Here is a 24,441-nt window from a genome sequence, read left to right on the forward strand (position 1 = left end):
GTCCACTGCCCTCCCGGCGGCAGGCCTGCGCGCGTGCGGGCTGAATACCAAAAAACGGCATCTCCGCTGACGGGGATGTCACGTCCCGTCCGGCGGATCGCCTGGCGGGACTGGATCGCAGCAGCATTTCCCCTTTCAGACCTCGCCCGGCAGCGCCGGCGGAACGGCTTTCTTCAACCGTTCTTCCAGAGGTACTCATGCAAAACAGTTTTACCGGACTCCAGATAGCCGGCGCCTTCCCGGCCACCGCCGACAAGGCGCTGCAGCTGTACGCCGACGCGCAGTACGCCAGTCCCTACGCCATGTCGGTCTTCGTAGCTCTGCGCGAGAAGCAGCTGCCCTTCACGCTGCAGACCGTGGATCTCGACGCTGCCGCCAACCTGGCACCGGCCTATGCCGAGCTGTCACTGACGGCGCGCGTGCCGACGCTGCTGCACGGCACGCTGGCGCTGTCGGAGTCCTCGGCCATCACCGAATACCTGGAAGAGGTCTTCACCGGCCCGCGGCTCTATCCGCAAGACCCCACGCAGCGCGCACGGGCCCGACAGGTGCAGGCCTGGCTGCGTAGCGACCTGATGCCGATTCGTGAAGAGCGCAATACGCAGGTGCTGTTCTATGGCGCCAGGAAGGCACCGCTGACGGCGGCGGGCCAGGCGGCGGCATCGCGTCTGTTTCGCTTTGTCGAAAGCCTGCTGGAGCCGGGTGCGTCCAGCCTGTTCGATGCATGGAGCATTGCCGATACCGACCTGGCGCTGATGCTCAACCGGCTGGCCCTGCACGGTGACCCGGTGCCAGAGGCCGTGCTCCGCTACGCGCAGGCCCAGTGGCAACGGCCGGCCGTGCAGGAGTGGGTAGCGTTGCAGCGTCCGCCATTGGCAAGTTGATCCGGGCTTGCGGGTCTCATGACCCATGAAAAAAGGGCGGCGTCTCTCGACGCCGCCCCGGCCCCACTCTCGCCTGCGATATCGTCAGGCCAGCACCTGGGCGCGCGGGCGGGCCAGGGCGAACACCACCGCCACGGCCACCAGATCGAACACTGCCAGCAGCACAAACAGCGGGCCATAGCCGATCTGCGTGACCAGGATGCCGAACAGCAGGGTGAACAAGGTCGCCCCCAGGTAGCCACTCATGCCGGTCAAGCCAGTGGCGGTCGCCACCTGGTTGCGGGTGAAGACGTCGGAAGTGATCGAATACAGCGCACCCGAGAGCGTCTGGTGGGCGAAACCGCCGATGGACAGCAGCGCGATGGCCACATAGGGACTATCCACGAAGCCCACGCAGGCCGGCCCGATCATGGCCAGGCTGCCCACCAGCATGACCAGCTTGCGCGAGGTGAACAACGAGACCTTGAGATGCTTGTGGAACAGCGGACTGAGGTAGCCACCCAGCACGCAACCGATGTCGGCGGCCAGGAAAGGCAGCCAGGCGAACATGGCGATTTCCTTGATGTTCATGTGGCGCTCGGTGGCCATGTACAGCGGAATCCAGGCATTGAAGGTCTGCCAGGCCGGCTCCGAGAGGAAGCGCGGAATGGCGATCGACCAGAAGTTGCGGCTGCGCACGATGAGCGTCCAGCTCTCGCGCTGCACCTTCTCGGGCGATTTTTCCTGGCCGTCCAGAATGTAGGCGCGTTCTTCCGGCGACAGCAGCTTCTGATCGCGCGGGCTCTTGTAGAACAGCATCCACAGCACGAACCAGATCACCCCCAGCACACCCACCACCAAGAAGGACATGCGCCAGCCGCCATGCAGGATGGTCCACACTACCAGGGGCGGCGCGCACAGGGCACCGATGGAGGAGCCGATGTTGAACCAGCCGATGGCGACCGAACGTTCCTTGGCCGGGAACCACTCGGTGGAGGCCTTGACCCCGCCCGGGATGCCGGCCGCCTCGGTCACGCCGAGCAGCGCCCGGAAGAAGGCCAGGCTCTGCCAGCCGGTCGCCATGGCAGCAGCGGCACAGACCAGCGACCAGGCCAGCGCGAAGATGCCGAAGCCGATCTTGGTGCCCACCGCATCCAGGATGAAGCCGGCCACCGGCTGCATCAGGGCGTAACAGATCTGCCACGCCACCACGATGTAGGAATACTGCTGGGTGCTCATGTCCAGCTCTTTCATCATGGTCGGCGCGGCCACCGACAAGGTATTGCGGGCCAGGTAATTGACGATCAAGGCCAGGGTCACCAGCGTGACCATGTACCAGCGGATTCCTCTTACGTACTTCATGGCGTCTCCAAAAGGATTTTTATTCAAATGGGCAGTTCTGCCGCAGACAGGCCCTGGTGCGCGGCACCGTCCGGCGCGGACGGCGGTGGATGAGGCGCGTGGAGCAGGCCGGGCCGGCCAGGGAACGGGCGCATCAGGCAAGGCCTGGGTGCAATCCGGTCCACATTGTCTGCAGCTGGTTTTTTATGCCTTCAATTATACGATGTCGTATAAGTTTACGGGTAATTAGTCGGACTAATTTTGAATGCAGGTGGACAACTCTAATGACGGCCTCAGGCGACGTCAACTGGATTACCGTGCATTTCCTGACAGAAAAAGCCGTTTCGCAGGGATTTCGATGGAATTGCACGATTTGCAACAGCCGGGCGGCGCAGCGGCTTGCGCGGGGGCTGCGAGTCCTTCATAGTGTCCGCAGAAGAACTCTACGGCTGCAGTCATCGTACATGTCAGAATTTCACGCCCCCTCCTCCGCCGCCGCACCGGGCGGCCAGCTCAGCCGGTCCGAACACATCTGCAAGCAGATCATCGCCGCCATCCTGCGCGGCGAACTGGGCGAGAACCGCCGGCTGCCCACCGAGGTGGAACTGGCGCAGCGCTACCAGGCCTCGCGCACCACGGTGCGCGAGGCGCTGTCGCGGCTGCGTTCGGAGGGTATCGTGGTATCGCGGCGCGGCTCCGGCAACTACGTGCAGCGCCTGCCGTCCCTGCAAACCAGCGTACCGGCGCAGATCGCCAGCATCCATGACATGGAGCGCTATTACGCCTTTCGGGAATGCGTGGAAGTGGGCGCGGCCGGCATCGCCGCCCAGGCGCGCCAGGAAGAGGACGTGCGCCTGATGCACACCAGCCTGCAAGCCTTGCGGAGCGCGCAACTGAAGGGGCAGACCGGGGTCGAGGAAGACCTGGCGCTGCACATGGCCATCGCCCGCGCCAGCCGTAACCCCTTCTTCATCTCCACCATCGAGCATGCCCTGGGACCGATCCGCCAGTGCATGGAGCTGGCCCGGAATCTGGGCTCGCCCCAGGACAGTGTGCGCATCCAGACCATCGACGACGAACACCAGGCCATCGTCCAGGCCATCGCCGACGGTTCGCGCGAGCGCGCCGAAGCGGCCATGCGCGGGCATATCGGCCTTGCGCGGCAGCGCATCTTCGAGGGCGGCTGAATCACGCCAGGCATCGCCAAAGACGGACCGATAAAAGGCAAAAAGGACCAGGTCGCCCCCTTCCCTGTTCCAGGCAGATCTCACGCGGTCTCTACCTGTCCTCGCCTACTGCGGATTCCGGATCGCCGGCGGCAGGCCGCGTCGTCTTCATAACGCATCACCTCGGCGCCCTTGGCAATCCGGGTGGTCAGCGTGTCCTTGGGCGCCGCACAGGAACACCGGCCAATACGGCTCCAGGCCGGCAAAGTCGAGGGTTCAGGAACCCGATATCAGTGCGCGGTCGGAAACTTCATACCGCGACAAAGGACGACGCTGCCCTCGGGTGAACCGCGAGATGCGGTGAATGAATCAGGGTGCCAATGGATCGAACGGACCGGCGGCGGTGAAGGCACCACCCTGCAGGGTCGCCACCGGATCATCCGGGGCCGGCTGCGGTTGCGCTTCCACCTTGGCGCGGAAGATCTCCGAACTGTCCTTGGGCGTATAACCCAGGTGCGCGGCATGACGATTGTCCCACCAGGTGTGGGCATTGGCCGACATGCCATAGACCACGGTATGACCCACGCCCGGGGTGAACAGCGCGCGGCGCAGGAGCTGCTCGAAATCGTCCATGCTCATCCAGCTGGCCAGCATGCGGCGATTGGTGGCCTCGGGGAAGATCGAACCGATGCGGATACTCACCGTCTCCACGCCATAACGGTCGAAGTAGAACTGCGCCATGTCTTCACCGTAGGACTTGGACAGCCCGTAATAACCGTCGGGCCGGCGCAGGTCATGTGCATCGATGCGCTGGTCCTGGCGATAGAAGCCGGTGACGTGGTTGGAACTGGCGAAGATGACTCGCTTGACCTGATGGCGCCGCGCCGCTTCGTAGATATGGAAGACGCCCTTGATGTTGGCTTCCAGGATTTCCTCGAAGGGCCGTTCCACCGACACCCCGCCCAGGTGGATGATGGCGTCGCACCCGGCGACCATGGCATCGACCGCGATGCGATCGGCCAGGTCGCACCCCAGCACCTGTTCATGCGGCGCCACCGGTCCAGCGGCTTCCATGGCGCCGGCGAGATCGGCCACGCGTACGCTGTCGGCAAAGGATGCCAGGCGTGGGCGCAGCTGCCGGCCCACGCCGCCGGCCGCGCCAGTCAGCAGCAGGCGGGAAAAGCGTGCGGTCTGCCACGCATCGCGATTGGTGTCTGCGCTCATGCGGGCGGTCTCCTGATGGTTGCTCATCGTTGTTGTGAAATCGGGTTCAACGGGCGAAGGACGGGAACAAGACAACTATCGACGGGCATCTTGTACGTTGTCGTATCACTGGCGGATTATTGCCGCCGGACAGAGGCTTGTCAATTGGATCGATGCCGCCGGACTGTGCGTCAAAAGCGCGTCAGCGTAGGAAAACCTCACGAGAAAATCACGCTATCAGGCGCTCTTCTGCCGATAAAACAACGCTAATTTTCATCAAATGAGAGAAGGAGCGCAGCCTACCCGAAAGTCCTTGGAGGCAATAATCGCTCCCATTTAAAATCTTTTCCAGCGAGAAAGCCAGCGCAGCAATGCCTCCGATCAGCCGGGTTCGTGACCGGCAGTCCTCCCTATCCGCTGCCCCCGCAGTCGGATCTACCTACAAGAAAAGTAACAAACCCCATGAATCATCTGAGCAAGTTCAAAATCGGGACGCAGCTGCGTCTCGGCTTTGGCATCGTCATCGCGCTGATGCTGGTGCTGATCGCCATCGCCCTGGTCCGCATGCAATCCATCTCCGGCGCCATGCGCTACCAGAACCAGGTCACCGCCAGCAAGCTGGAACCGCTCTACATCGCCCGCGAGGCGCTGGACCAGACCGGCATCGCCGCACGCAACGCCTATATCTTCCATGACGACGCCGACGCCGCGCGCGAACTGGCGCTGCTGGACCAACAGAAGGCCCTGTACCTGGCGGCGCTGCGCCAGCTGGAACCGGTACTGGCCGGCAATGCGCAGTTCGACAAGGCACGTACCGGCCTGCTGAGCATGGCCGAAGAACTGAACCGTCCGCGCAAGTACCGCGAGAGCGGTCAGATGGAAGCCTATGGCCGGTTCCTGGTCACGGAATGCAGCCCGCTGCGGCGCCAGATCGTCAACGATATCGATGGCCTGCTCAAGAGCGTGCAGCGTGAGAACCAGCAGGCCGGCGACGCCGCCGAGGCCCTGTTCGACAGCTCGCTGCGCCTGATCACACTGTGTGCCGCGATCATCCTGGCAGTCTCGATCGGCACTGCCTGGCTGATCCGTCGTAGCCTGCTGGGCCAGCTGGGTGGCGAGCCGCGTTATGCGGTGGAAATCGCCGGGCGCATTGCCGATGGCGAGCTGTCCACGCCGATCCATACCGTGCCGGGCGACCGCACCAGCCTGCTGTACGAAATCCGTGTCATGCGCGACAAGCTGGCGGCGCTGGTACAGCAGGTCCGTAGCGGCACCCATACCATCGCCGGCGCCTCGGCCGAGATCGCCATGGGCAACCAGAACCTGTCGGAACGTACGGAACAGCAGGCCGACACCCTGGAAAAAACCGTGGCCGCCATGGAGGAACTGACGCGGGCGGTGCGCCGCAATGCCGACAATGCCCAGCAGGCCGAAACACTGGCTGGCTCGGCCTCGGAGATCGCCACCCAGGGCGGCACGGTGGTCCAGCAGGTGGTCGATACAATGGGCGTGATCGATGCCTCCTCGCGCAAGATCGTGGACATCATCAGCGTGATCGACGGCATCGCCTTCCAGACCAATATCCTGGCGCTCAATGCCGCCGTCGAAGCGGCCCGCGCCGGCGAACAGGGCCGCGGCTTTGCCGTGGTGGCATCCGAGGTCCGCTCACTGGCGCAACGCTCGGCCGCCGCCGCCCGCGAGATCAAGGGCCTCATCGACAGTTCCGTGGCCAGCGTGGCCGACGGCAGCCGCCTGGTGCAGCACGCAGGCGGCACCATGCAGGAAGTGGTGACCAGCGTGCAGCGCGTCACCGCCGTCGTGGCCGAGATCAGTGCGGCGGGCCGGGTACAGACCGAGGGCATCCAGGCAATGCAGCAGGCCATCTCGCGTCTGGATGAAAACACCCAGCAGAACGCCGCGCTGGTCGAGGAAGCCGCAGCCGCCTCGCAATCGATGAGCCAGCAGGCCGACCATCTGAACCACCTGGTGGATGCCTTCAAACTCAGTGCAGCGCAGATGGAAGGTCAGCCGGCGCATGAGGATGGAAAACACCGCACCATCGATATCACGCCCGCGCGCGCCAGCCTCGGTCTGCGCTGATCCAGGAAGAAATGGAAATGGCAACGCCGCGACCCGGTAACAGGTCGCGGCGTTTCATCTTGTGAGCCGGCAGATCGCGATCAGGAGGGCGCGCCCTTGTCCGCGGCTGAAGCCGATGCGGGCCGGGTCTGCTCGTTCCAGCCACCGCCCAGCACCTTGTAGAGCGTGATGCGATTGCTCTGCTCGGTCAGTCGCAGCGAGATCAGGGTCTGTTGCGCCGAATAGAGCGTACGCTGCGCCACCAGCGTCGTGAGGTAGCTGTCGATGCCGTTCTTGTAGCGCGCCTCGGACAGGCGGAATGCCTTGTCGCTGGCGGCTGTCGCCTTGCCCTGGGCATCCAGTCGCTGGTCCAGCGTGGCGCGTACGGCCAGCGCATCGGCCACTTCACGGAAGGCGGTCTGGATGGCCTTCTCGTAATTGGCCACGTCGATGTTGCGCGTGATCTTGGCCGCATCCAGGCTGGCGCGCAGGCTGCCGGCATTGAAGATGGGCAGGTTGATGGACGGCACAAAGCTCCAGCTGCCGCTGCCCGCCTTGAACAGGCCCCCCAGCGTACGGCTGGCAGTGCCGCCATCGGCGGTGAGCGAAATGCTGGGGAAGAAGGCTGCACGCGCCGCCCCGATATCGGCATTGGCGGACTTGAGCGTATGCTCGGCCGCCAGCACGTCTGGACGACGCAGCAGCACTGCCGAGGGCAGGCCAGCCGGCGTGGCAGGCAAGATACTGGCGGTCTCGGGCAGGCCGTCAGGCAGTAGCGCGGCATCGACATCGGCTCCGACCAGCAGGCGTAGCGCGTTGATGTCCTGCGCCACCTGGCTGGTATAGCTGGCCACGTCGGCACGGGCACTTTCCACAGTGGCTTCCTGGCTGGCCAGGTCGACCCCGGAGACAGTCCCGATCTCATGACTGCGCTGGCTCAGTTCGAAGGTGCGCGACTGGCTGGCATAGGTATCCTGCGCCAGCTTCAACAGCTCGCGGTCGGAGGCCAGCGTCAGCCATGCGGTGGCGACCTCGGCCACCAGGCTGATGTGGGTACTACGGCGGGTCTCCACCTGGTACTGGTAGGTCTCCAGCGCGGCATCGGAGAGGTTCTTCAGGCGACCGAAGAAATCCAGCTCGTAGGCGCTGATGCCCACGGTAACGCTCTGCTGGCGCGTCACCGTGGCGCGGCCACTGGTGGACAACTCGGCCGGCGTGCGGCTGGCGCTGCTGGTGCCGGTGGCGGAGATGGCCGGATAGCGGTCGGCATCGGCGATGCGATATTCGGCCCGCGCCTTTTCGATGTTCAGAGCGGCCACGCGCAGGTCGCGATTGTTCTCCAGCGCGGCGGCGATCACCTGCTGCAGGCGCGGGTCGAGGAAGAACTCACGCCAGCCCAGCTGGTCGGCGTCGATCTCCCCGGCGGCGCGCGAACCACTGGTGACCACGGGCTTGCCATCGACCTGTTGCGACCAGCTGGCCGGAACCGGCGCGGCCGGTTGCGCATAATCTGGCGCGAGGTTGGCGCAGCCGGCCAGGGCAGCGCTCAGGGCCAGCGCTAGGACGGTGCGCAGGTGTTTGTTGTGGATCATCGGGCGCATCATCACAGGCCCTCCTTTGGCATGGCGTGACCGTCATCCCGGCGCGGTCTGGCCGCGGCGCGGCGGTCCAGCCAGGTGCCGATCAGGTAATAGAACAAGGGCACGAAGAAGATGCCCAGCATGGTGGCCGACAGCATCCCGCCCAGCACACCGGTACCGATGGCACGGCGGCTGGCCGAGCCGGCACCGCTGGCCAGGGCCAGTGGCAGCACGCCGAACATGAAGGCCAGCGAGGTCATCAGGATCGGCCGCAGGCGCAGCTGCACCGCCTCCAGCGTGGCATCGCGCAGGCTCTTGCCGGACTCGTGCAACTGCTTGGCGAATTCCACGATCAGGATCGCGTTCTTGGCCGACAGGCCCACCGTCGTCAGCAGGCCGACCTGGAAATACACGTCATTGGACATGCCGAAGATCCCTGTGAGCAGCACGGTGCCCACAATCCCCAGCGGCACCGCCAGGATCACCGCGAAGGGAACCGACCAGCTCTCGTAGAGCGCTGCCAGGCAGAGGAACACGAAAAGGATGGAAATCGCATACAGCATCGGTGCCTGGTTGCCCGAGAGCCGCTCCTGGTAGGACGAACCGGTCCACTCGAAACCGATGCCCGCCGGCAGTTGCGCCACCAGCTTTTCCACCTCCGCCATGGCGGTCCCCGAACTCACCCCGGCCGCCGGTTCACCGACGATCTCGAAGGAAGACACGCCGTTATAGCGCTCCAGCAGCGACGGTCCATAGGTCCATTTGCTGCTCATGAAGGCCGAGAACGGCACCATCTGGCTGGCCGAGTTGCGCACATACCAGCGGTTCAGATCATCGGCCTGCATGCGGAACGGCGCATCGCCCTGCACATAGACCTTCTTGACCCGGCCGTTGCTGAGGAAGTCGTTGACGTAGGTGCCGCCCATGGCGGTGGCCAGGGTGGCATTGATGTCGGAGGTCGCAATCGACAGCGCATCAGCCTTGCGGTCATCGATGGCCACGCGCAACTGCGGCGTATCGTCCAGGCCGGTGGTGCGCACGTTGGCCAGCAGCGCATTGCTGCGCGCCAGCTGCAGGAACTGGTCGCGTGCCTTCAACAGGGCATCGTGACCCACACCACCGACGTCCTTCAGTTCGAGGTCGAAGCCGGAACTCTGGCCCAGGCCGCGCACCGCCGGCGGATTCATCAGGAACACCCGCGCCCCACGGATCTTGGACAGGTCCGCATTGGCACGACGCACCAGCGCCGAGGCCGACTGGTCAGCCCCCGTGCGCGCATCCCATGGCTTGAGGCGGATGAAAGCACGCGCACCGTTCTGGCTGTTGCCGCCTATGCCGGCGCCGACGATGGCCAACACCGAATCGACCGACTCCGGCTTGTTCATGAAGTATTCCTGCACGGTCTTGACCACGGTGGCGGTCTGCTCGGCCGTGGCGCCCGTGGGCAGCTGGATCTGCGCCATCAGCACCCCCTGATCCTCTTCCGGCAGGAAGGAGGTCGGCAGGCGCATGAACAGCACGGCCATGGCGGCGGCGATCAGCGCATACATCAGCAGGCCGCGCTTGCCGCGGCGGAGCAGGCCGCCCACGCCGCCCTGATAGCGCGCGGCACTGCGATCGAAGGTGCGGTTGAACCAGGTGAAGAAACGGCCCTGCTGCACATGACCGCCAGCATGGGGCTTCAAGAGCGTGGCGCACAGCGCCGGGGTCAGGGTCAGCGCCACCATCACCGACAGCGCCATGGCCGAGACGATGGTGATGGAGAACTGGCGATAGATCACACCGGTGGAGCCACCGAAGAAGGCCATGGGGATGAACACCGCCGACAACACCATGGCAATGCCCACCAGCGCGCCGGTGATCTCCTGCATGGACTTGCGGGTGGCCTCGCGGGGACTGAGCTTTTCCTCGCTCATCAGGCGTTCGACGTTCTCGACCACCACGATGGCATCGTCCACCAGCAGGCCGATGGCCAGCACCAGGCCGAACATGGTCAGCGTGTTGATCGAATAGCCGAACATGGCGAGGATGCCGAAGGTCCCCAGCAGCACCACCGGCACCGTGATAGCCGGGATGAAGGTAGCCCGCAGGTTCTGCAGGAACAGATACATGATCAGCACCACCAGCACGATGGCTTCGATCAGGGTCTTGACCACCTCTTCCAGGGACACCTTCACAAACGGCGTGGTGTCGTAGGCGATATTGGTCTTGAGCTTCATGGAGGCCGGGAAGTACGGCTCCAGCTCGGCCATCTTCTGCTTGACCGCATCGGCCGTGGCCAGCGCATTGGCGCCGGTGGCCAGCTGGATGGCCAGCGCCGAGGACGGCTTGCCGTTCTGCTGCGAGGCCACCTGGTAGCTCTCGCCACCGAGTTCCACCCGCGCCACGTCGGAGAGCTTGACCAGCGAACCATCGGCCGATGACTTGACGATGATGTTGCGGAATTCATCGGGCGTGGTCAGCTTGCTGCGCGCGGTGATGGTGGCATTGATCTGCTGTCCGGGCCGGGCCGGCAGCGCACCGATCTCGCCAGCGGAGACTTCGGTGTTCTGGGCTTCCAGGGCGCTGGTGACGTCGGAGGGCATCAGCGCATATTTCTGCAGCTTGGCGGGATCGATCCAGATGCGCATCGCATAGTTGGTACCGAAGGCGGTGACGTCACCCACGCCCTCGACCCGGCTGATCTGGTCGGTCAGGGTGCTGCTGATGAAGTCGCCGATATCGATGCTGGTGATGCGCGGATCATCCGAGGTCAGCGACAACACCATCAGGATGTCGGTGGACGCCTTGGTGACCGTCACGCCATTGTTCTGCACCGCCTGCGGCAGCCGCGCCGTGACCTGCTGCAGCTTGTTCTGTACCTGCATCTGTGCCACGTCCGGATTGGTGCCGGCGGTGAAGGTGAGCGAGACCGTGGCGCTGCCGGCCGAGCTGGAGCTGGCCGACATGTATTGCAGGTTGTCCAGACCCTTCATCTGCTGCTCGATGACCTGGGTCACCGAATCCTCCAGGGTCTTGGCCGAGGCACCGGTATAGGTGGCCTTGATATTGACCTTGGGCGGGGCGATGTCGGGGTACTGCTCCAGCGACAGCGAACGGATGGCCATCAGGCCACCCAGCATGATGATGATGGCGATGACCCACGCGAAGATGGGCCGGTCGATGAAGAAACGTGCCATGTGCGCTCCGCTTACTTCGACTTGGCGCCGGCGGCGTTGCCGGTGGTGGTGGCGGGGCTGGTGGTGCCAGCAGCGTTATTACCAGCGTCTGTCTCAGCGTTGTCGGCATCGCCTCCCAGCGAGGGATCGGCAGCGGCGGCGGCGGCCTCGCTGGCCAGGTCCTTCTTCAGGCTGTCGGTGATGTCGATGGCACGCGGGGTATCGCCGGTGCGCACCTTCTGCAGGCCATCGACGATGAGCTTGTCACCCTCCTTCAAGCCCTTGCTGATCCACCAGTTGTTACCCACTGCACGCGCCACGGTGACCAGACGCTGCTCCACCTTGCCATTGGCGCCCAGCACCAGGGCCGTTGCCGCACCGGTCTGGTCACGGCTGACCGCCTTTTGCGGCACCAGCAGGGCATGCTCGTCCACGCCCTCCTCCAGCACCGCCCGTACATAGGCGCCCGGCAGCAACACACCGTCCGGGTTGGGGACCACTGCCCGCAGGGTAATCATGCCGGTACCGGTATCGACCGACAGGCCGGTGAATTCCAGCCGGCCGGTGCGATCGTAGGCGGAGCCGTCTTCCAGCAGGATCTTGACCTGGGCGGCGTTCTCGCCGCTCTTCCTGATCTGGCCGCTGGCCAGTTCGCGGCGCAGACGCAGCAGATCCACCGTGGACTGGGTGACGTCCACGTAGATCGGATCGATCTGCTGCACGGTGGTCAGCGCCGTGGTCTGGCTGGCGGTGACCAGCGCGCCGGGCGTGACCGAAGACTTCTCGATGCGGCCGGAAATGGGCGAGAGGATCCTGGTGTACTGCAGGTTGATGGCCGCCGTCTGCACGGCCGCCTTCTGCACCGCGACGTCGGCCTGGTTCTGGCGCAGGGTGCTCTGGACGTCGTCGTTATCCTGTTTGGCGACGGCGTCGATCTTGTTGAGTTCGGCGTAGCGCTGCGCCTTCAGCCTGGACGAAGCCAGCGTGGCCTCGGCCTTGAGCAGCGATGCTTTGGCGCTGTCGTAGGCCGCCTGGTAGCTGGCCGGGTCGATCTGGTACAGCGGCTGACCGGCCTTGACCTTGGCGCCCTCCTTGAACAGCCGCTTCTGGATGATGCCGCCCACCTGCGGGCGGATATCGGCAGCCAGGTAGGCGCTGGTGCGACCAGGCAATTCGGTGGTCACTGCCTGGCGCTGGGCCTTGACCACCACGTAACCGACCTCGGCCTGGGGCGCCGCCCGGGGCGCTTCGCCGGAGCGGGAGCAGGCTGCCAGGGTCGTGGCCAGCAGGGCGGCCAGGATCAGGGTGCGCAGCAGGCGAGGCGGATTCTGGCGCAGCAGGGGCAGGGCTTGGGAGCGGAAGTCGGGCATCTGGGCGGCTTTCTGCCAGGAACACCTGCCGCCATGGGCAGGCAATCCGGGCGCAATGAGCTATCGGACCTGTGATTATGGAAAGCAAATGTGAAGGAAATTTGAGCGCAGCCACTTTCTCCCCGGAATGAAACAGATCGCTCCCCGGCCCTCGCCGCCATGCGACTATCTTGTTAAGCTGGCGCCTTGTCCTGTCATTCCCGGCTCCCGTGTTCAAGTCCATCGCCCACTCGCTGGCGGCGCTGTCCGACCGCTTCTTCCACCGCGCCAACATCCGCCTGAAACTGTTCTACGCGATGCTGGCGCTGATCGTGGCGCTGATCGCCGCCATCAATGGGGCCGGGCACTACATCTTCAACCGCGACTTCCTTGGCTATCTCAACGAACAGGCCCAGCAACGCATGGAAGACATGGTGCCGCGCCTGGAGCAGGCCTATCGGGAGCATGGCAACTGGGACTTCATCCGCGGCCAGCCACGGGTCTGGTTCGAACTGATGAAACCAGCCATCGTCGAGCACAACGGCGTAACACCCCCGCCGGGACCGCCGCTGACCGCCTCCGACCTGACCGGCGCCACGCTGCGCTTCTCCTTGCTGGATGCCCATCGGCGACTGGTGATCGGCTACCCCAATATCGGTCCTGATGCGCGCCTGCGGCCGCTGCTCCTGGATGACGTGATCGTCGGCTGGGTGGCGCAGACACCCTTCGAAAACGTGATCGGCGCCATCGACCTGCGCTTCCAGCAAAGCCAGTTCCTGGCCCAGCTCATCATTGCGGTGGTGGCGATAATGCTGGCGGCGTTTCTGGTGGTGCGCATCTCCGGCGTGCTGACGCGCCCGCTCACCCGCGTGGCGCGCGCCACGCATCGGCTGGCCAGCGGCGACTACGCAACGCGGGTCGAGGTCGAGTCCGGCGACGAGGTGGGGCGGCTGGCGCAGGACTTCAACCAGCTGGCCATGACCCTGGAGCGCAATGAACAATTGCGGCGCGAATTCATGACCGACGTCTCGCATGAACTGCGCACGCCGCTGGGCATCCTCAACGGTCAGCTGGAAGCGCTGGAAGACGGCGTCATGCAACCGGACGCGCAGACCCTGCGCTCGCTCAAGAGCGAGGTGGAACATCTCAACAAACTGGTCGGCGATCTCTACGACCTGTCGCTGGCGGACGCCGGCGCCCTGGCCTATCGCCAGACGGACATGGACCTGCTGCCACTGTTGCATGCCAGCGTGCAGGTCTATGGCGAGCGCTTCAGCCAGCGTGGACTGACCCTGACGGCACAACTGCCGGCGGCCATGCCGGTGCATGCCGATGGCGCACGCCTGCAGCAACTGTTCAACAATCTCTTCGAAAACAGCCTGCGCTACACCGATGCCGGTGGTGGCCTGCACCTGCAGGCCAGCCTGCAGGAACAGCACTGGCATCTGGTCTTCGACGACACCGCGCCGGGCGTGCCGCCGGAGGCGATGGCGCGCCTGTTCGAGCGTTTCTTCCGGGTCGAGAGTTCGCGCAATCGCGCCAGTGGTGGCGCCGGACTCGGGCTGGCGATCTGCCGCCGCATCGTCGATGCGCACCAGGGCAGCATTGCGGCCAGTGCCTCGCCCATGGGTGGCCTGCGCGTCACGGTGGTGCTGCCGGCGCGGTTCGAGGAGCAGCCATGAGCGAAGCCTTCCACTTCCAGCCGCCCCGGAGCGCCGACATCCTCATCGTCGAGGACGAGCCCAAGCTGGCCGAACTGCTGCAGAAATATCTCGCCGCAGCCGGCTACCAGTCACGCCATGTGGCGCGGGGCGATGCCGTCGTCGAGGTGGTGCAGCAGCAGCGCCCGGACCTGATCCTGCTCGATATCATGCTGCCGGGAATGGATGGCTGGGAAATCTGCCGTCGCCTGCGCAGCTTCTGCGACGTGCCCATCCTGATGCTGACCGCCCGCGCCGAAGAAGAGGATCGCCTGCGTGGTCTGGAACTGGGCGCGGACGACTACATCAGCAAGGCGCCGTTTTCGCCGCGTGAAGTGGTGGCGCGGGTCAAGTCCATGCTCAGGCGCAATGCGCTGGTGCAACGCGCACAGGCACAGGCGAGCCCGAGCGCTGCTGAGTTGCTGCAAATCGACGAACTGCGGCACCAGGCCAGCGTGCGCGGCGAGCCGCTGAACCTGACGCCACTGGAACTGCGCCTGCTCAAGACCTTCGCGGCCGCACCGGGCCAGGTCTTTTCACGCGAGCAGTTGCTCAACCACCTGCACGACGACGACCGCCCGGTCACCGACCGCGTCATCGATACCCACATCAAGAACCTGCGGCGCAAGCTGGAACCGTTCTTCCCCGGTCATAACGCGATCCAGGCGGTGTACGGGGTGGGGTATTGCTTCGAGTTGCCGTCGCAATGAGTCCACCGTAAAACGGCGTACGCATGACCACCTTGGCGGTCATGCAAACCTCGTATGTAGGTTTCAGCGCTGTATCTTGAACACGCTGACCACCTGCGTCAGCCGTCCGGCCTGGTCCTGTAGCGACTGCGCGGCGGCAGCGGCTTCCTCCACCAAAGCGGCGTTCTGCTGTGTGACTTCGTCCATCTGGGTGATGGCGCGGTTGATCTCCTCGATGCCGGTGCTCTGCTCGTGGCTGGCGGCGCTGATCTCGGCCACCACGTCGGTGACGCGGCGCACGCTGGCGACCACCTCGCTCATGGTGGCACCGGCGCGCTCGACCAGCTGGCTGCCGGCGCCGACCTTTTCCACCGAATCATCGATGAGCTGCTTGATCTCCTTGGCCGCCGAGGCGGAGCGCTGGGCCAGTGAGCGCACTTCCGAGGCTACCACGGCGAAGCCGCGGCCCTGCTCGCCGGCACGGGCTGCCTCCACCGCCGCGTTGAGGGCCAGGATGTTGGTCTGGAAGGCAATCCCGTCGATCACGCTGATGATGTCGGCAATGCGGCTGGAACTCTCGGTGATGCCCTCCATGGTCTGCACCACCTGATGCACCACTTCGCCCCCCTGGCTGGCGATGTCGGAGGCCGAGGCCGCCAGCTGGTTGGCCTGGCGGGCGTTGTCGGCGTTCTGCTTGACGGTGGAGGTCAGTTCTTCCATGGCCGAGGCGGTCTCTTCCAGCGAGCCCGCCTGTTGCTCGGTGCGCGAAGACAGGTCGAGGTTGCCGGTGGCGATTTCCTGCGAGGCGGTGGTGATGGCATCGGTGCCGGTGCGCACCTCGCAGACGATCTTGTGCAGGCTGTCATTCATGGCGCGCAGGGAATGCATCAGCATGCCCGTCTCGTCCTTGCTGTGGGACTGGATCTCCACCGTCAGGTCGCCTTGGGCCACCCGCTCGGCCACGCTCACCGCTTCGTTCAGGGGACGCGATACCGCGCGAGCCACCGCTGCAGCCAGGGCAAAGGCAATCACCACGATGGCCACCAGCAGGCCGATGATCCACTTGCGCGCAGCGTCGAACACATCACTGGCGTCCTGGTCGGAGCGGGCGCTGCCGGCGTCGTTGATCTTGACGATCTCGTCCATGTTTTCCAGCATGCTGCGGAAGGTCTTGTTGGAGTCGCCCTTGAACATGGCGCGGGCGTCTTCTTCCCTGCCTTCGCCGGAAATCTCGGCGAGCTTGTGGTTGATCTCCAGATAGCTGGCGAAATTCCTGGAGAATTTTTCGTAGACCACCTTTTCCTCGGCCTCCGAAATCTGTTTCTCGTAGGTGTCGCGCTGCCTGGCCAGGATCTCCAGGCGCGACTTGATGGCCTTGAGCGCATCTTCGCGTTCGCCAGGAGTGACCGCGGTGATCATCTGCAGTTCGGAAATGCGCATGCGCGGCAATGAAGCCTGGATCGCCTGCGCCGCCTTGATGGTCGGCAGCCAGTTGCTGGCCATGTCGGTGGAGGCCTGGTTCACCGCCTTGAGCTCGCGGATCGCAAAGATCCCCAGGATGACCGTCAGGATGATGACGGCGGCAAAGGAAAGGATCAGTTTCCGGGCGATCTTCAGATTGTTGAACCAGTTCATGTCTGCCTCGCTATTCTCACGGTGCTGGAATGCTGGCTCGATTCTAGGCAGGCCGGGAGGGGGGCATATCGCGGATTACGCAGGGGTTTACCGGGCAATTGCCGGACTGGAGGGCCGCAGCTGACAAGCCTGTCAGCAAGCGGCTTTGCGGCCGGTCAAACTGGTCAGGCCATCATATCAGTCATTCTCTTGCGGCGATAAGATTGGCGATTGCATAACAGCCGGCGCCACCCCGCCACCCAGTTGCGCGGGCCGGTCGCGGCGCTCCTGCCAGTCTCCCCCGAGCGCTTTGATGAGGAACACCGACACCAACAGCCGTTGCCCCATCAATTGCGCCGCCTGGCGCTCACTGTTGAGCAGGGACTGTTGCGCCGTGATCACATCGAGATAGGGCGTGGCCCCGCCTTCGTAGCGGCTGGTGGCGATGTCCAGCACCCGGCGCGCACTGGCGATGGCCGACTGCGCTTGCCGATAGGCGCGGTCCAGGGCGGCGATGCCGGTGATGCCGTCTTCCACCTCCTGCATGGCGGTCAGCACGGTGCGCCGATAGGTCGCCAAGGTGGCCTGGTAGCCGGCCTTGCTGAAGTCCACGCCAGCGCGCAGGCGGCCGGCATCGAACAGGCTTTGCGAGGCCGATACCCCGAGTGACCACAGCACGCTGGGCGCATTGAACAGCGCGCCCCAGTTACGGCTGTCCACGCCATACGAGGGCTGCAGCATGAAGCTGGGATAGTAGGCGGCGCTGGCCACGCCGATCTGGGCATTGGCAGCGGCCATGGCTCGCTCGGCCGAGGCGACGTCAGGGCGGCGCTCCAGCACGTCCGAGGGCACGCCCAGCGGGATCGCCGGCAAGGCAATCGGTGCCAGAGACGGCGCGATCGCGAAACCCGGTGCCGGGGTGCCGGTCAGGGTGGCGATGGCGTGCTCGTACTGGGCGCGCTGGCGGCCCAGCAGGTCGACCTGGGTCAGCGTGGTGTCCAGCAGGGCCTGTTGCTGGGCCACGTCCAGTCCGGACGTGGCACCAAGGTCGTGCCGCGACGTGGCCAGATCCAGCGCCTTGCGCTGCAGATCGATGGCGCGCCGGACCACGTCCAGTTCGACATCCAGTTCACGCAGGTTGAAATAGTTGCTGGCCAGGTCGGCGCTGATCAGGAGGCGGGTGTTTTCGAGATCGGCAGCCGATTGCTGGAGGGCGGCGCCGGCCGCTTCCACCGAGCGTCGTACCCTCCCGAAGAAATCCAGTTCGTAACTGACAGTCAAGCCCAGCGCGAAATCGTTTTGTACGGTCGCGTAATTGGGCGAATTGTAGTTGGTCAGCGGCCGGTTGGCCGAGATGCGCGCACGCGCGGCACGGCTGCTGATGCCGACCTGCGGCGCCTGTGCCGCCCCGCTCACATCCAGTTGCGCCCGTGCCTGGGCCAGCCGCGCCGTGGCAATGGCCAGCGTCTGGTTGCCGGCCAGCGCCTGCTGTTGCAGGGCGTTGAGCTGGGCATCGCCGAAGCGCTCCCACCAGGGGCCGCGCGCGACCTCATCCTGCGGCTGCATGCTGCACCAGGGGGCTTCCGGCGTCCAGGCGGCGGGCATGTCCAGCGTCGGCTTGACGTAGTCGGGGCCGCTGGCGCAGGCAGTGAGCGCCAGGACGCAGGTCAGCATGACCAGGGCGACCGGCGGGCGGCGCAGCGTCATGATGCGGCCTTCTTCGCTGGGGCGGGCTGCTCCAGGGTGGGTTCGACCTGGTCACCTTCGGACAGCGAATCGGAGGGATTGAGGATCAGTTTTTCCTTGCCGCTCAAGCCCTCCAGCACTTCCACGGTGAGCCCGAAGTTGCGCCCCAGCCTGACCTTCTTGAGCTGTACCTTGTTCTGCTCATCGACGGCCGCCACCAACGAACCGTCGCGCCGGAACATCAGGGTATCAGCCGCCACCAACAAGGCGCCGCTGGGTTTCAGGGGCAGCGCCACCTGCACGAAGGCGCCCGGCAGCAGGGCATTGTCGGCATTGGCCAGCGTCACCTCGATCTGCATGGAACGGGTGGCTGGATCGATGGCACCAGCGGTGCGCGCCACCTTGCCTTCGAACTTGCGACCGCGCAGCTCGGACTGGGTGACGGTCACCTGCTGGCCCGGCTTGACCAGGTTGGCATAGGACTGCGGCACGTTGACATAGACCCGCAGCGGATCGGTCTGCGAGAGCACGAATAGCGAGCGCCCTGCACCCGGATCGATCAGGTCGCCCACGTCCACGTTGCGGCGCGTGATGATGCCCGAGAACGGTGCCACGATGCGCTTGAAGCCCTCTACCTGGCGCAGCCGTTCGACGTTGGCGTCGGCTGCCGCCAGGTTGGAGCTGGCCTGGGCGAAGGCGCTGCGGCGTTCATCCAGTTCCTGCTGCGAGACCGCATCCTTCTTGCGCAGGGCTTCCCAGCGCGCCATCGAACTCTTGGCCAGTTCCATGCTGGAGGCGGCCTGCTGACGGGCCGCCAGGGCCTGCGAGAGTTGCTGGTCGATTTCCGGGGTATCCAGTTCGGCCAGCAGCTCGCCCTTCTTGACCTCGGCGCCGATGTCCTTGTACCAGCGCTTGAGGTAGCCGCCGGAACGCGCAGAAATGGGCGACTGCACGAAGCCCTGCAAGGTCCCCGGCAGGGCCAGGGTCTGGCCATCGGCGCTGCTGCGCGCTTCGGTCACGCGCACGAACACCTTGGCGCGCTCGGCGGTGCCGGCTTCCAGGGCGCGTGCGTTGGCCGTGCGGCTGATGATGGTACGCGCCGCGCCTGCGGCCAGCAGGATCAGCACCACCACCAGCACCAGCCGGGCGCGCTTCATCATCTGCTGGCGCTGTTGCGGCTCGCCCTCGGAAAGAGGGTGGATGCCGAGTTCGGAATGACGGTCATGCGACATGGTTCAAGACTCCTGATGCGCAGGCCCGACTGCGGGATGGCGGCGCTTGTCGGCGCGGCGGGCCAGTCTCTGATGCACGCCGGCAAACACCACCGGCACGAAGAACAAGGTCGATACGGTGGCCAGCATGAGCCCACCGATCACGGCACGCCCCAGCGGCGCGTTCTGCTCGGCACCCTCACCCAGGCCCAGGGCCATGGGAATCATGCCGATAATCATGGCCAGTGCCGTCATCAGCACCGGGCGGATACGGGTGGAGCCGGCTTCCAGCGCGGCGGCCAGCGGGGTGGCCCCCTCTTCCCGGCGCTGCCGCGCAAAGGCCACGATCAGGATGCTGTTGGCGGTGGCCACGCCCATGGTCATGATGGCGCCGGTCAGGGCCGGCACCGAGAGCGTGGTGCCGGTGATGAACAGCATCCAGGCGATGCCGGCCAGTGCGGCAGGCAGCGCGGCAATGATGATGGCGGCATCGATCCACGACTGGAAATTGACCACCACCAGCAGATACACCAGCACGATGGCCATGGCCAGGCCGACGCCCAGGCCGATGAAGGAAGACTGCATGGTTTCCACCTGGCCGCGAATCACCACCTGGCTGCCACGGGCCAGCCTGGGCTTGATCTCTTCCACCAGGGCCGTCACCTTGCCGGCCACGCTGGCCAGATCGGTCCCCTGCACGCTGACATAGACATCGATGGCCGGCGAGATGTTGTAGCGCGAGGCCACGGCCATCTGGCGTCCGGCATGCACATCGACCAGGTTGCCCAGCAGTTGCGGCGGAGTGGTGGCATTGGCGCCAGCCCCGACCGGGATATTGAGCAGGGAATCGAGCGAATCGACCTGGTATTGCGGGGACTGCACCGCAATGCTGTAGACCACACCGTTATTGGGATTGAGCCAGAAGGCCGGCTGCGTCTGCGAACTGCCGGACAGGGCGATCAGGAGGTTCTGGCCGACATTGGCGGCCGACAGGCCGAACTGCTGCAGGCGCGTGCGATCCATGCGCAGGTCCAGCGCCGGACCATCAAGGCGCTGGTGCACGTGGGCATCCACCGCGCCGCGAATCTGCCTGATCTTGCGCGTGAGCTCGGCCGCCAGGCGCGCATTGGCCTCCATGTTGGGGCCGGTGAATTGCACGTCGATAGCCGCCGGCAGGCCGAAGTTCAGGATCTGGGTAACGATGTCGGCCGGCTGGAAAAAGAACTCGATGCCGGGGAAGCGGCGCGGCAATTGCTCGCGCAGCATGGCCACCAGTTCCTCGGTGGGCCGGTGGCCTTCCTTCAGGGCCATCAGGATTTCGCCGTCGAGGGTGCCGATGGTGCCGGCATTGCTGTAGGACAGGTTGATGCCGGAGTTGGGCACGCCCAGGTTATCGAGGATGGTCTCCAGTTCTGAGGCCGGGATCAGGCTGCGGATGACGCGCTCGACCTCATCGGCGGCACGCGCGGTTTCCTCGATGCGGGTGCCGGTGGGCATGCGCATGTGCAGGCGGATCTGGCCGCCATCCACGTTGGGGAAGAAGTCGCGGCCGAGGAAGGGATACAGCAGGCAGGACAGCAGACAGAACCCCAGGAAGCCCAGCGCGAAGCGGCGCCGGTGCGCCAGCAGCGAGGACAGCACCAGCGTATAGCCATGGCGCACCCGCTCGAAACGGTTGTCGAAGGCGCGGTACAGGCGCTGCAGCAGACTGGCCTTGGCGCTGTCGACCTGGCCGTGGCTACCCATGAGCAGCATCACCAGGGTCGGCACCAGGGTGCGCGAGAGGAGGTAGGAGGCGGCCATGGCAAAGACCACGGCTTCGGCCAGCGGCACGAACAGGAAACGCGCCACGCCGGAGAGGAAGAACATCGGCACGAACACGATGCAGATGCACAGCGTGGCCACGAAGGCCGGCACACCGATCTCGCCGGCGCCGACGGTGATGGCGTCGTGCAGCGGCTTGCCCAGATGCAGGTGGCGCTCGATGTTCTCGATGGTGACGATGGCCTGGTCCACCAGGATGCCCACCGAGAGCGCCAGGCCGCCCAGGGTCATCAGGTTCAGGGTCTCGCCCAGGGCGGCCAGCATCAGGATCGCCGCCATGATGGACAGCGGAATGGTCAGGCCGATGATGAGCGTGCTGCGCCAGTTGCCCAGGAACAGCAGCACCATGGCCGCCGTCAGGCCGGCGGCGATGAGCGCCTCGCTGATGACGCCGGTCACGGCCGCCTTCACGAACAGCGACTGGTCAAACAGCGGCGTGATCTTGATGTCTTCAGGCAGGGTCTGGGCGGCGGTGGGCAGGAGCTTGCGCAGGTTGTCCACGATGTCCAGGGTGGAAGCGCCGCCGTTCTTCAAGATGGACAGCAGCACGCCGCGCGCGCCGTCCTGGCGCACCACGTTGGTCTGCGGCGAGAAGCCATCGCGCACGTTGGCCACATCCTTGAGGTAGATGGTGGCGCCGTTGGTGGTGCGCACCGGCAGTTCGTTGAGGCCGGCCACGGCTTCGGGCGAACCGTTGATCTTGACCGAATATTCGGTGCCGCCGAACTTGGCCGTGCCGGAGGGCAGGATCAGGTTCTGCGTATTGATGGCGTTGACCACGTCGATGGGGGCCAGGCCACGTGACTGCAGGGCCTGGGTATCCAGGTCCACCGAGATCAACCGGCTCTTGCCGCCATACGGGTAAGGCACCGCCACGCCGGGAATGGTGACCAGCTGTGGACGCAGGGTCTGGACGGCAGCATCGAACACGGTCTGCTCGGGCAGCGTCGGTGAGGACAGTGCCAGCTGCATCACCGGGATGCTGGAGGCGGAATACTTGATCACCAGCGGCGGCGTGATCCCCGGCGGCAGCTGGCGCACCTGGGTCTGTACCGAGGCCACCACCTGCGCGATGGCGGTCTGGATGTTGGCCTTGGGCTGGAAGAACACCTTGATCACCGACACCCCGGCCAGGGATTGCGACTCGATGTGTTCGATGTCGCTGACCACGGTGGTGAGTCCGCGCTCGTTCTGGGCGGCGATGCGCTGTCCCATTTCCTGCGCCGACAGGCCGTTGTAGTTCCAGATGATGGAGACCACCGGGATATTGATCTCGGGGAAGATGTCGGTGGCCATGTTCTTCAGCGTCAATGGCGTGGCCAGCACGATCAGCAAGGCCATCACGATGAAGGTGTACGGGCGGCGCAACGCCAGCGCGACCATGTTCATGAACTGCTATCCCAGTAAGGCGGGCAGGAACGACCGGGCAGCCCGCTTCACGCAGTCTGCCCATGCCATGAACCGGCGCCCCGTGCGGCCCCGGCCGTCCTCTCCTGCTGTGCTTTGTTCTATGTGGCGCAGGCTGGCGCTTTTCCCCGGTCGCCGGTCTGCGTTCCCTGAATCCGATGAGCTTGCCCGGGCCCGATTTTATTCTTCGTGGGCCGTGCGGCGAGGGCTATTGTAGCGGCCTCGGAGCCGCCTTGCAGAAGGCTTTTCGACAAATCGCTTTCTGACAGAAATGTCAGCGAAGGACTTCTCACCGGCTGCAAGCACAACCGGAAAATCGCCACGTGGGGCGACCGGCAGGAATGGCGCCGCTATGGCACACTGCCCTTCCCTTACCTTGTCCCCGCACTCTCCTGCATCATGGAATTCCTGCGCCAGCGCATCGAAGCCAGTGTCCTCTCCATCAGCCGCGGCCCTGGCAGCGCAGACTTCCTGCAGCCGCCGGGTGATCCCGGCCTGTTCGGTCCGGACTCGGCAGCCTGGCAGGTCCACAGCGATTTCACGGCCATGCTCACCGGCGGCGTGGCAGCTTTACTGTTGCAGATGTTGCATCCGCTACCACTGGCCGGGGTGTGGGATCACTCCAACTTCCAGGCCGACATGCTGGCGCGCCTGCGCGCGACCGCGCAATTCATCGCCGGCACCACCTTCGGCAGTCGCGCCGACGCCGAGCGCCTCATCGAGCGGGTCAAGCGCATCCATCTCGTGGTCAAGGGCGTGGCGCCGGATGGACGCGCCTATTCCGCCAGCGACCCCGATCTGCTGACCTGGGTGCATGTGGCCGAGGTGGATTGCTTCCTGCAGGCTTATCTGCGCTATCGTCGGCCGGACTTTCCGGCGGCGCGCCAGGACCAGTATTTCGACGAGATCGCCCGGGTCGCCGAGGCACTGGGCGCGCGCGAGGTACCGCGTTCGCAGATGGCGGTGGACGGATACATCCAGGCGATGCGCCCCGAACTGCGCTGCGACGAACGCACCCGCAAGACCTTGCAGCTGGTGCTGAATGCCCCCGCGCCGAACGCGCTGGCGCAACCATGGACGCGCCTGATGATGCGCGCCGGAGTGGACCTGCTGCCGCCCTGGGCGCAAGAGATGCTGGGGGTCACGCCGCGTCCGCCGTGGCGGCGGGAACTGCTGCGGCGCTCGGTACTGGTGGCGGCACAACCATTGCGCTGGGCAGTGCGCAACGGCTCCATCCATCTGGCGCGGCGGCGCATGGGCTTGCCGCCGTACGGCTGAAGGCCGCTCTTTCAGGGCTGACGGACGCTGCGCAGATAGGCCAGGATGTCGTCGATCTGGCGGTCGCTGCCGATGCCCCAGAAACGCATCTTGTTGCCCGGCACCACCTCGCTGGGCGCCTTGAGGAAGGCGCGCAGCTTGTCCTCGGTCCAGACGAAGCCGGCACCGGCCATCGCCGGCGAATACTTGAAATCGGCGGTGGAACCGGCCTTGCGGCCGATCACGTTGCTCAGCTGCGGACCGAAGCCGGCGCGGGCAGAGGGTCCGACTGCATGGCAGCTGGCGCACTTGGC

16 protein-coding genes are annotated in these 24,441 nt (G+C 65.2%); 6 read left to right on the forward strand and 10 right to left on the reverse strand.

Annotation, left to right across the window (positions count from 1 at the left end; translation table 11 throughout):
* The first annotated feature begins 197 nt into the window (after positions 1-197).
* Entirely contained in the window at positions 198-884 is a 687-nt protein-coding gene (gene yfcF / locus VE092_RS21225; RefSeq protein ID WP_324879922.1) for a glutathione transferase, read from the forward strand.
* Positions 885-968: 84 nt separating this feature from the next.
* Here the strand turns inward: yfcF and VE092_RS21230 are convergent, their stop codons facing one another.
* Positions 969-2,225 (reverse strand): MFS transporter, encoded by a 1,257-nt coding sequence (locus tag VE092_RS21230; protein ID WP_324879923.1) that lies wholly within the window; start codon positions 2,223-2,225, stop codon positions 969-971.
* Between the two features lie 443 nt (positions 2,226-2,668).
* Here VE092_RS21230 and VE092_RS21235 point away from each other — a divergent pair, with 443 nt between their 5' ends.
* Positions 2,669-3,391, forward strand: coding sequence for a FadR/GntR family transcriptional regulator (locus VE092_RS21235; RefSeq protein WP_324879924.1), 723 nt, complete (start codon positions 2,669-2,671; stop codon positions 3,389-3,391).
* Positions 3,392-3,739: 348 nt separating this feature from the next.
* On the opposite strand, the gene VE092_RS21240 is transcribed toward VE092_RS21235, so the two are convergent.
* Positions 3,740-4,594: an NAD(P)-dependent oxidoreductase gene (locus VE092_RS21240; RefSeq protein WP_324879925.1), complete on the reverse strand. Its 855-nt coding sequence runs from the start codon at positions 4,592-4,594 to the stop codon at positions 3,740-3,742.
* 441 nt (positions 4,595-5,035) lie between these two features.
* Here VE092_RS21240 and VE092_RS21245 point away from each other — a divergent pair, with 441 nt between their 5' ends.
* Positions 5,036-6,673, forward strand: a complete 1,638-nt coding sequence (locus tag VE092_RS21245; protein WP_324879926.1) for a methyl-accepting chemotaxis protein — start codon at positions 5,036-5,038, stop codon at positions 6,671-6,673.
* Positions 6,674-6,753: 80 nt separating this feature from the next.
* Here VE092_RS21245 and VE092_RS21250 read toward each other — a convergent pair whose 3' ends face one another.
* The 3 genes from VE092_RS21250 to VE092_RS21260 are packed head-to-tail and all read right to left on the reverse strand — an operon-like array spanning position 6,754 to position 12,760.
* Positions 6,754-8,256: an efflux transporter outer membrane subunit gene (locus VE092_RS21250; protein WP_324879927.1), complete on the reverse strand. Its 1,503-nt coding sequence runs from the start codon at positions 8,254-8,256 to the stop codon at positions 6,754-6,756.
* Complete coding sequence (locus tag VE092_RS21255; protein WP_324879928.1) at positions 8,256-11,411, reverse strand: efflux RND transporter permease subunit; 3,156 nt, start codon at positions 11,409-11,411, stop codon at positions 8,256-8,258. The genes VE092_RS21250 and VE092_RS21255 overlap by 1 nt, the downstream gene beginning before the upstream one ends.
* Positions 11,412-11,422: 11 nt before the next feature.
* Positions 11,423-12,760 carry an efflux RND transporter periplasmic adaptor subunit gene (locus VE092_RS21260; RefSeq protein WP_324879929.1) on the reverse strand — a complete coding sequence of 446 codons (1,338 nt, stop codon included), beginning with the start codon at positions 12,758-12,760 and terminating at the stop codon, positions 11,423-11,425.
* Positions 12,761-12,969: 209 nt separating this feature from the next.
* Here VE092_RS21260 and VE092_RS21265 point away from each other — a divergent pair, with 209 nt between their 5' ends.
* Entirely contained in the window at positions 12,970-14,421 is a 1,452-nt protein-coding gene (locus VE092_RS21265) for an ATP-binding protein (protein ID WP_324879930.1), read from the forward strand.
* The gene (locus VE092_RS21270; protein WP_324879931.1) at positions 14,418-15,149 is read left to right on the forward strand and encodes a response regulator; all 732 of its coding nucleotides are present in this window, start codon (positions 14,418-14,420) and stop codon (positions 15,147-15,149) included. Before VE092_RS21265 ends, VE092_RS21270 begins: the two co-directional genes overlap by 4 nt.
* A 63-nt stretch (positions 15,150-15,212) precedes the next feature.
* On the opposite strand, the gene VE092_RS21275 is transcribed toward VE092_RS21270, so the two are convergent.
* From VE092_RS21275 to VE092_RS21290, 4 genes are all read right to left on the reverse strand, one after another.
* Positions 15,213-16,763: a methyl-accepting chemotaxis protein gene (locus tag VE092_RS21275; RefSeq protein ID WP_324879932.1), complete on the reverse strand. Its 1,551-nt coding sequence runs from the start codon at positions 16,761-16,763 to the stop codon at positions 15,213-15,215.
* Positions 16,764-16,940: 177 nt separating this feature from the next.
* Positions 16,941-18,449: an efflux transporter outer membrane subunit gene (locus tag VE092_RS21280; protein ID WP_324879933.1), complete on the reverse strand. Its 1,509-nt coding sequence runs from the start codon at positions 18,447-18,449 to the stop codon at positions 16,941-16,943.
* The gene (locus VE092_RS21285; protein ID WP_324879934.1) at positions 18,446-19,660 is read right to left on the reverse strand and encodes an efflux RND transporter periplasmic adaptor subunit; all 1,215 of its coding nucleotides are present in this window, start codon (positions 19,658-19,660) and stop codon (positions 18,446-18,448) included. Before VE092_RS21285 ends, VE092_RS21280 begins: the two co-directional genes overlap by 4 nt.
* Before the next feature lie 3 nt (positions 19,661-19,663).
* Positions 19,664-22,852 carry an efflux RND transporter permease subunit gene (locus tag VE092_RS21290; protein ID WP_324879935.1) on the reverse strand — a complete coding sequence of 1,063 codons (3,189 nt, stop codon included), beginning with the start codon at positions 22,850-22,852 and terminating at the stop codon, positions 19,664-19,666.
* Positions 22,853-23,269: 417 nt separating this feature from the next.
* On the opposite strand from VE092_RS21290, the gene VE092_RS21295 reads away from it, so the two are divergent.
* Positions 23,270-24,148, forward strand: coding sequence for an oxygenase MpaB family protein (locus VE092_RS21295; RefSeq protein WP_324879936.1), 879 nt, complete (start codon positions 23,270-23,272; stop codon positions 24,146-24,148).
* A gap of 11 nt (positions 24,149-24,159) precedes the next feature.
* Here the strand turns inward: VE092_RS21295 and VE092_RS21300 are convergent.
* Positions 24,160-24,441: c-type cytochrome (locus VE092_RS21300; protein ID WP_324879937.1), on the reverse strand; the 282-nt coding region annotated here is incomplete at its 5' end.

The sequence above is a fragment of the Herbaspirillum sp. genome (assembly GCF_035644555.1).
In the GTDB taxonomy this organism is placed as follows: domain Bacteria; phylum Pseudomonadota; class Gammaproteobacteria; order Burkholderiales; family Burkholderiaceae_D; genus Herbaspirillum.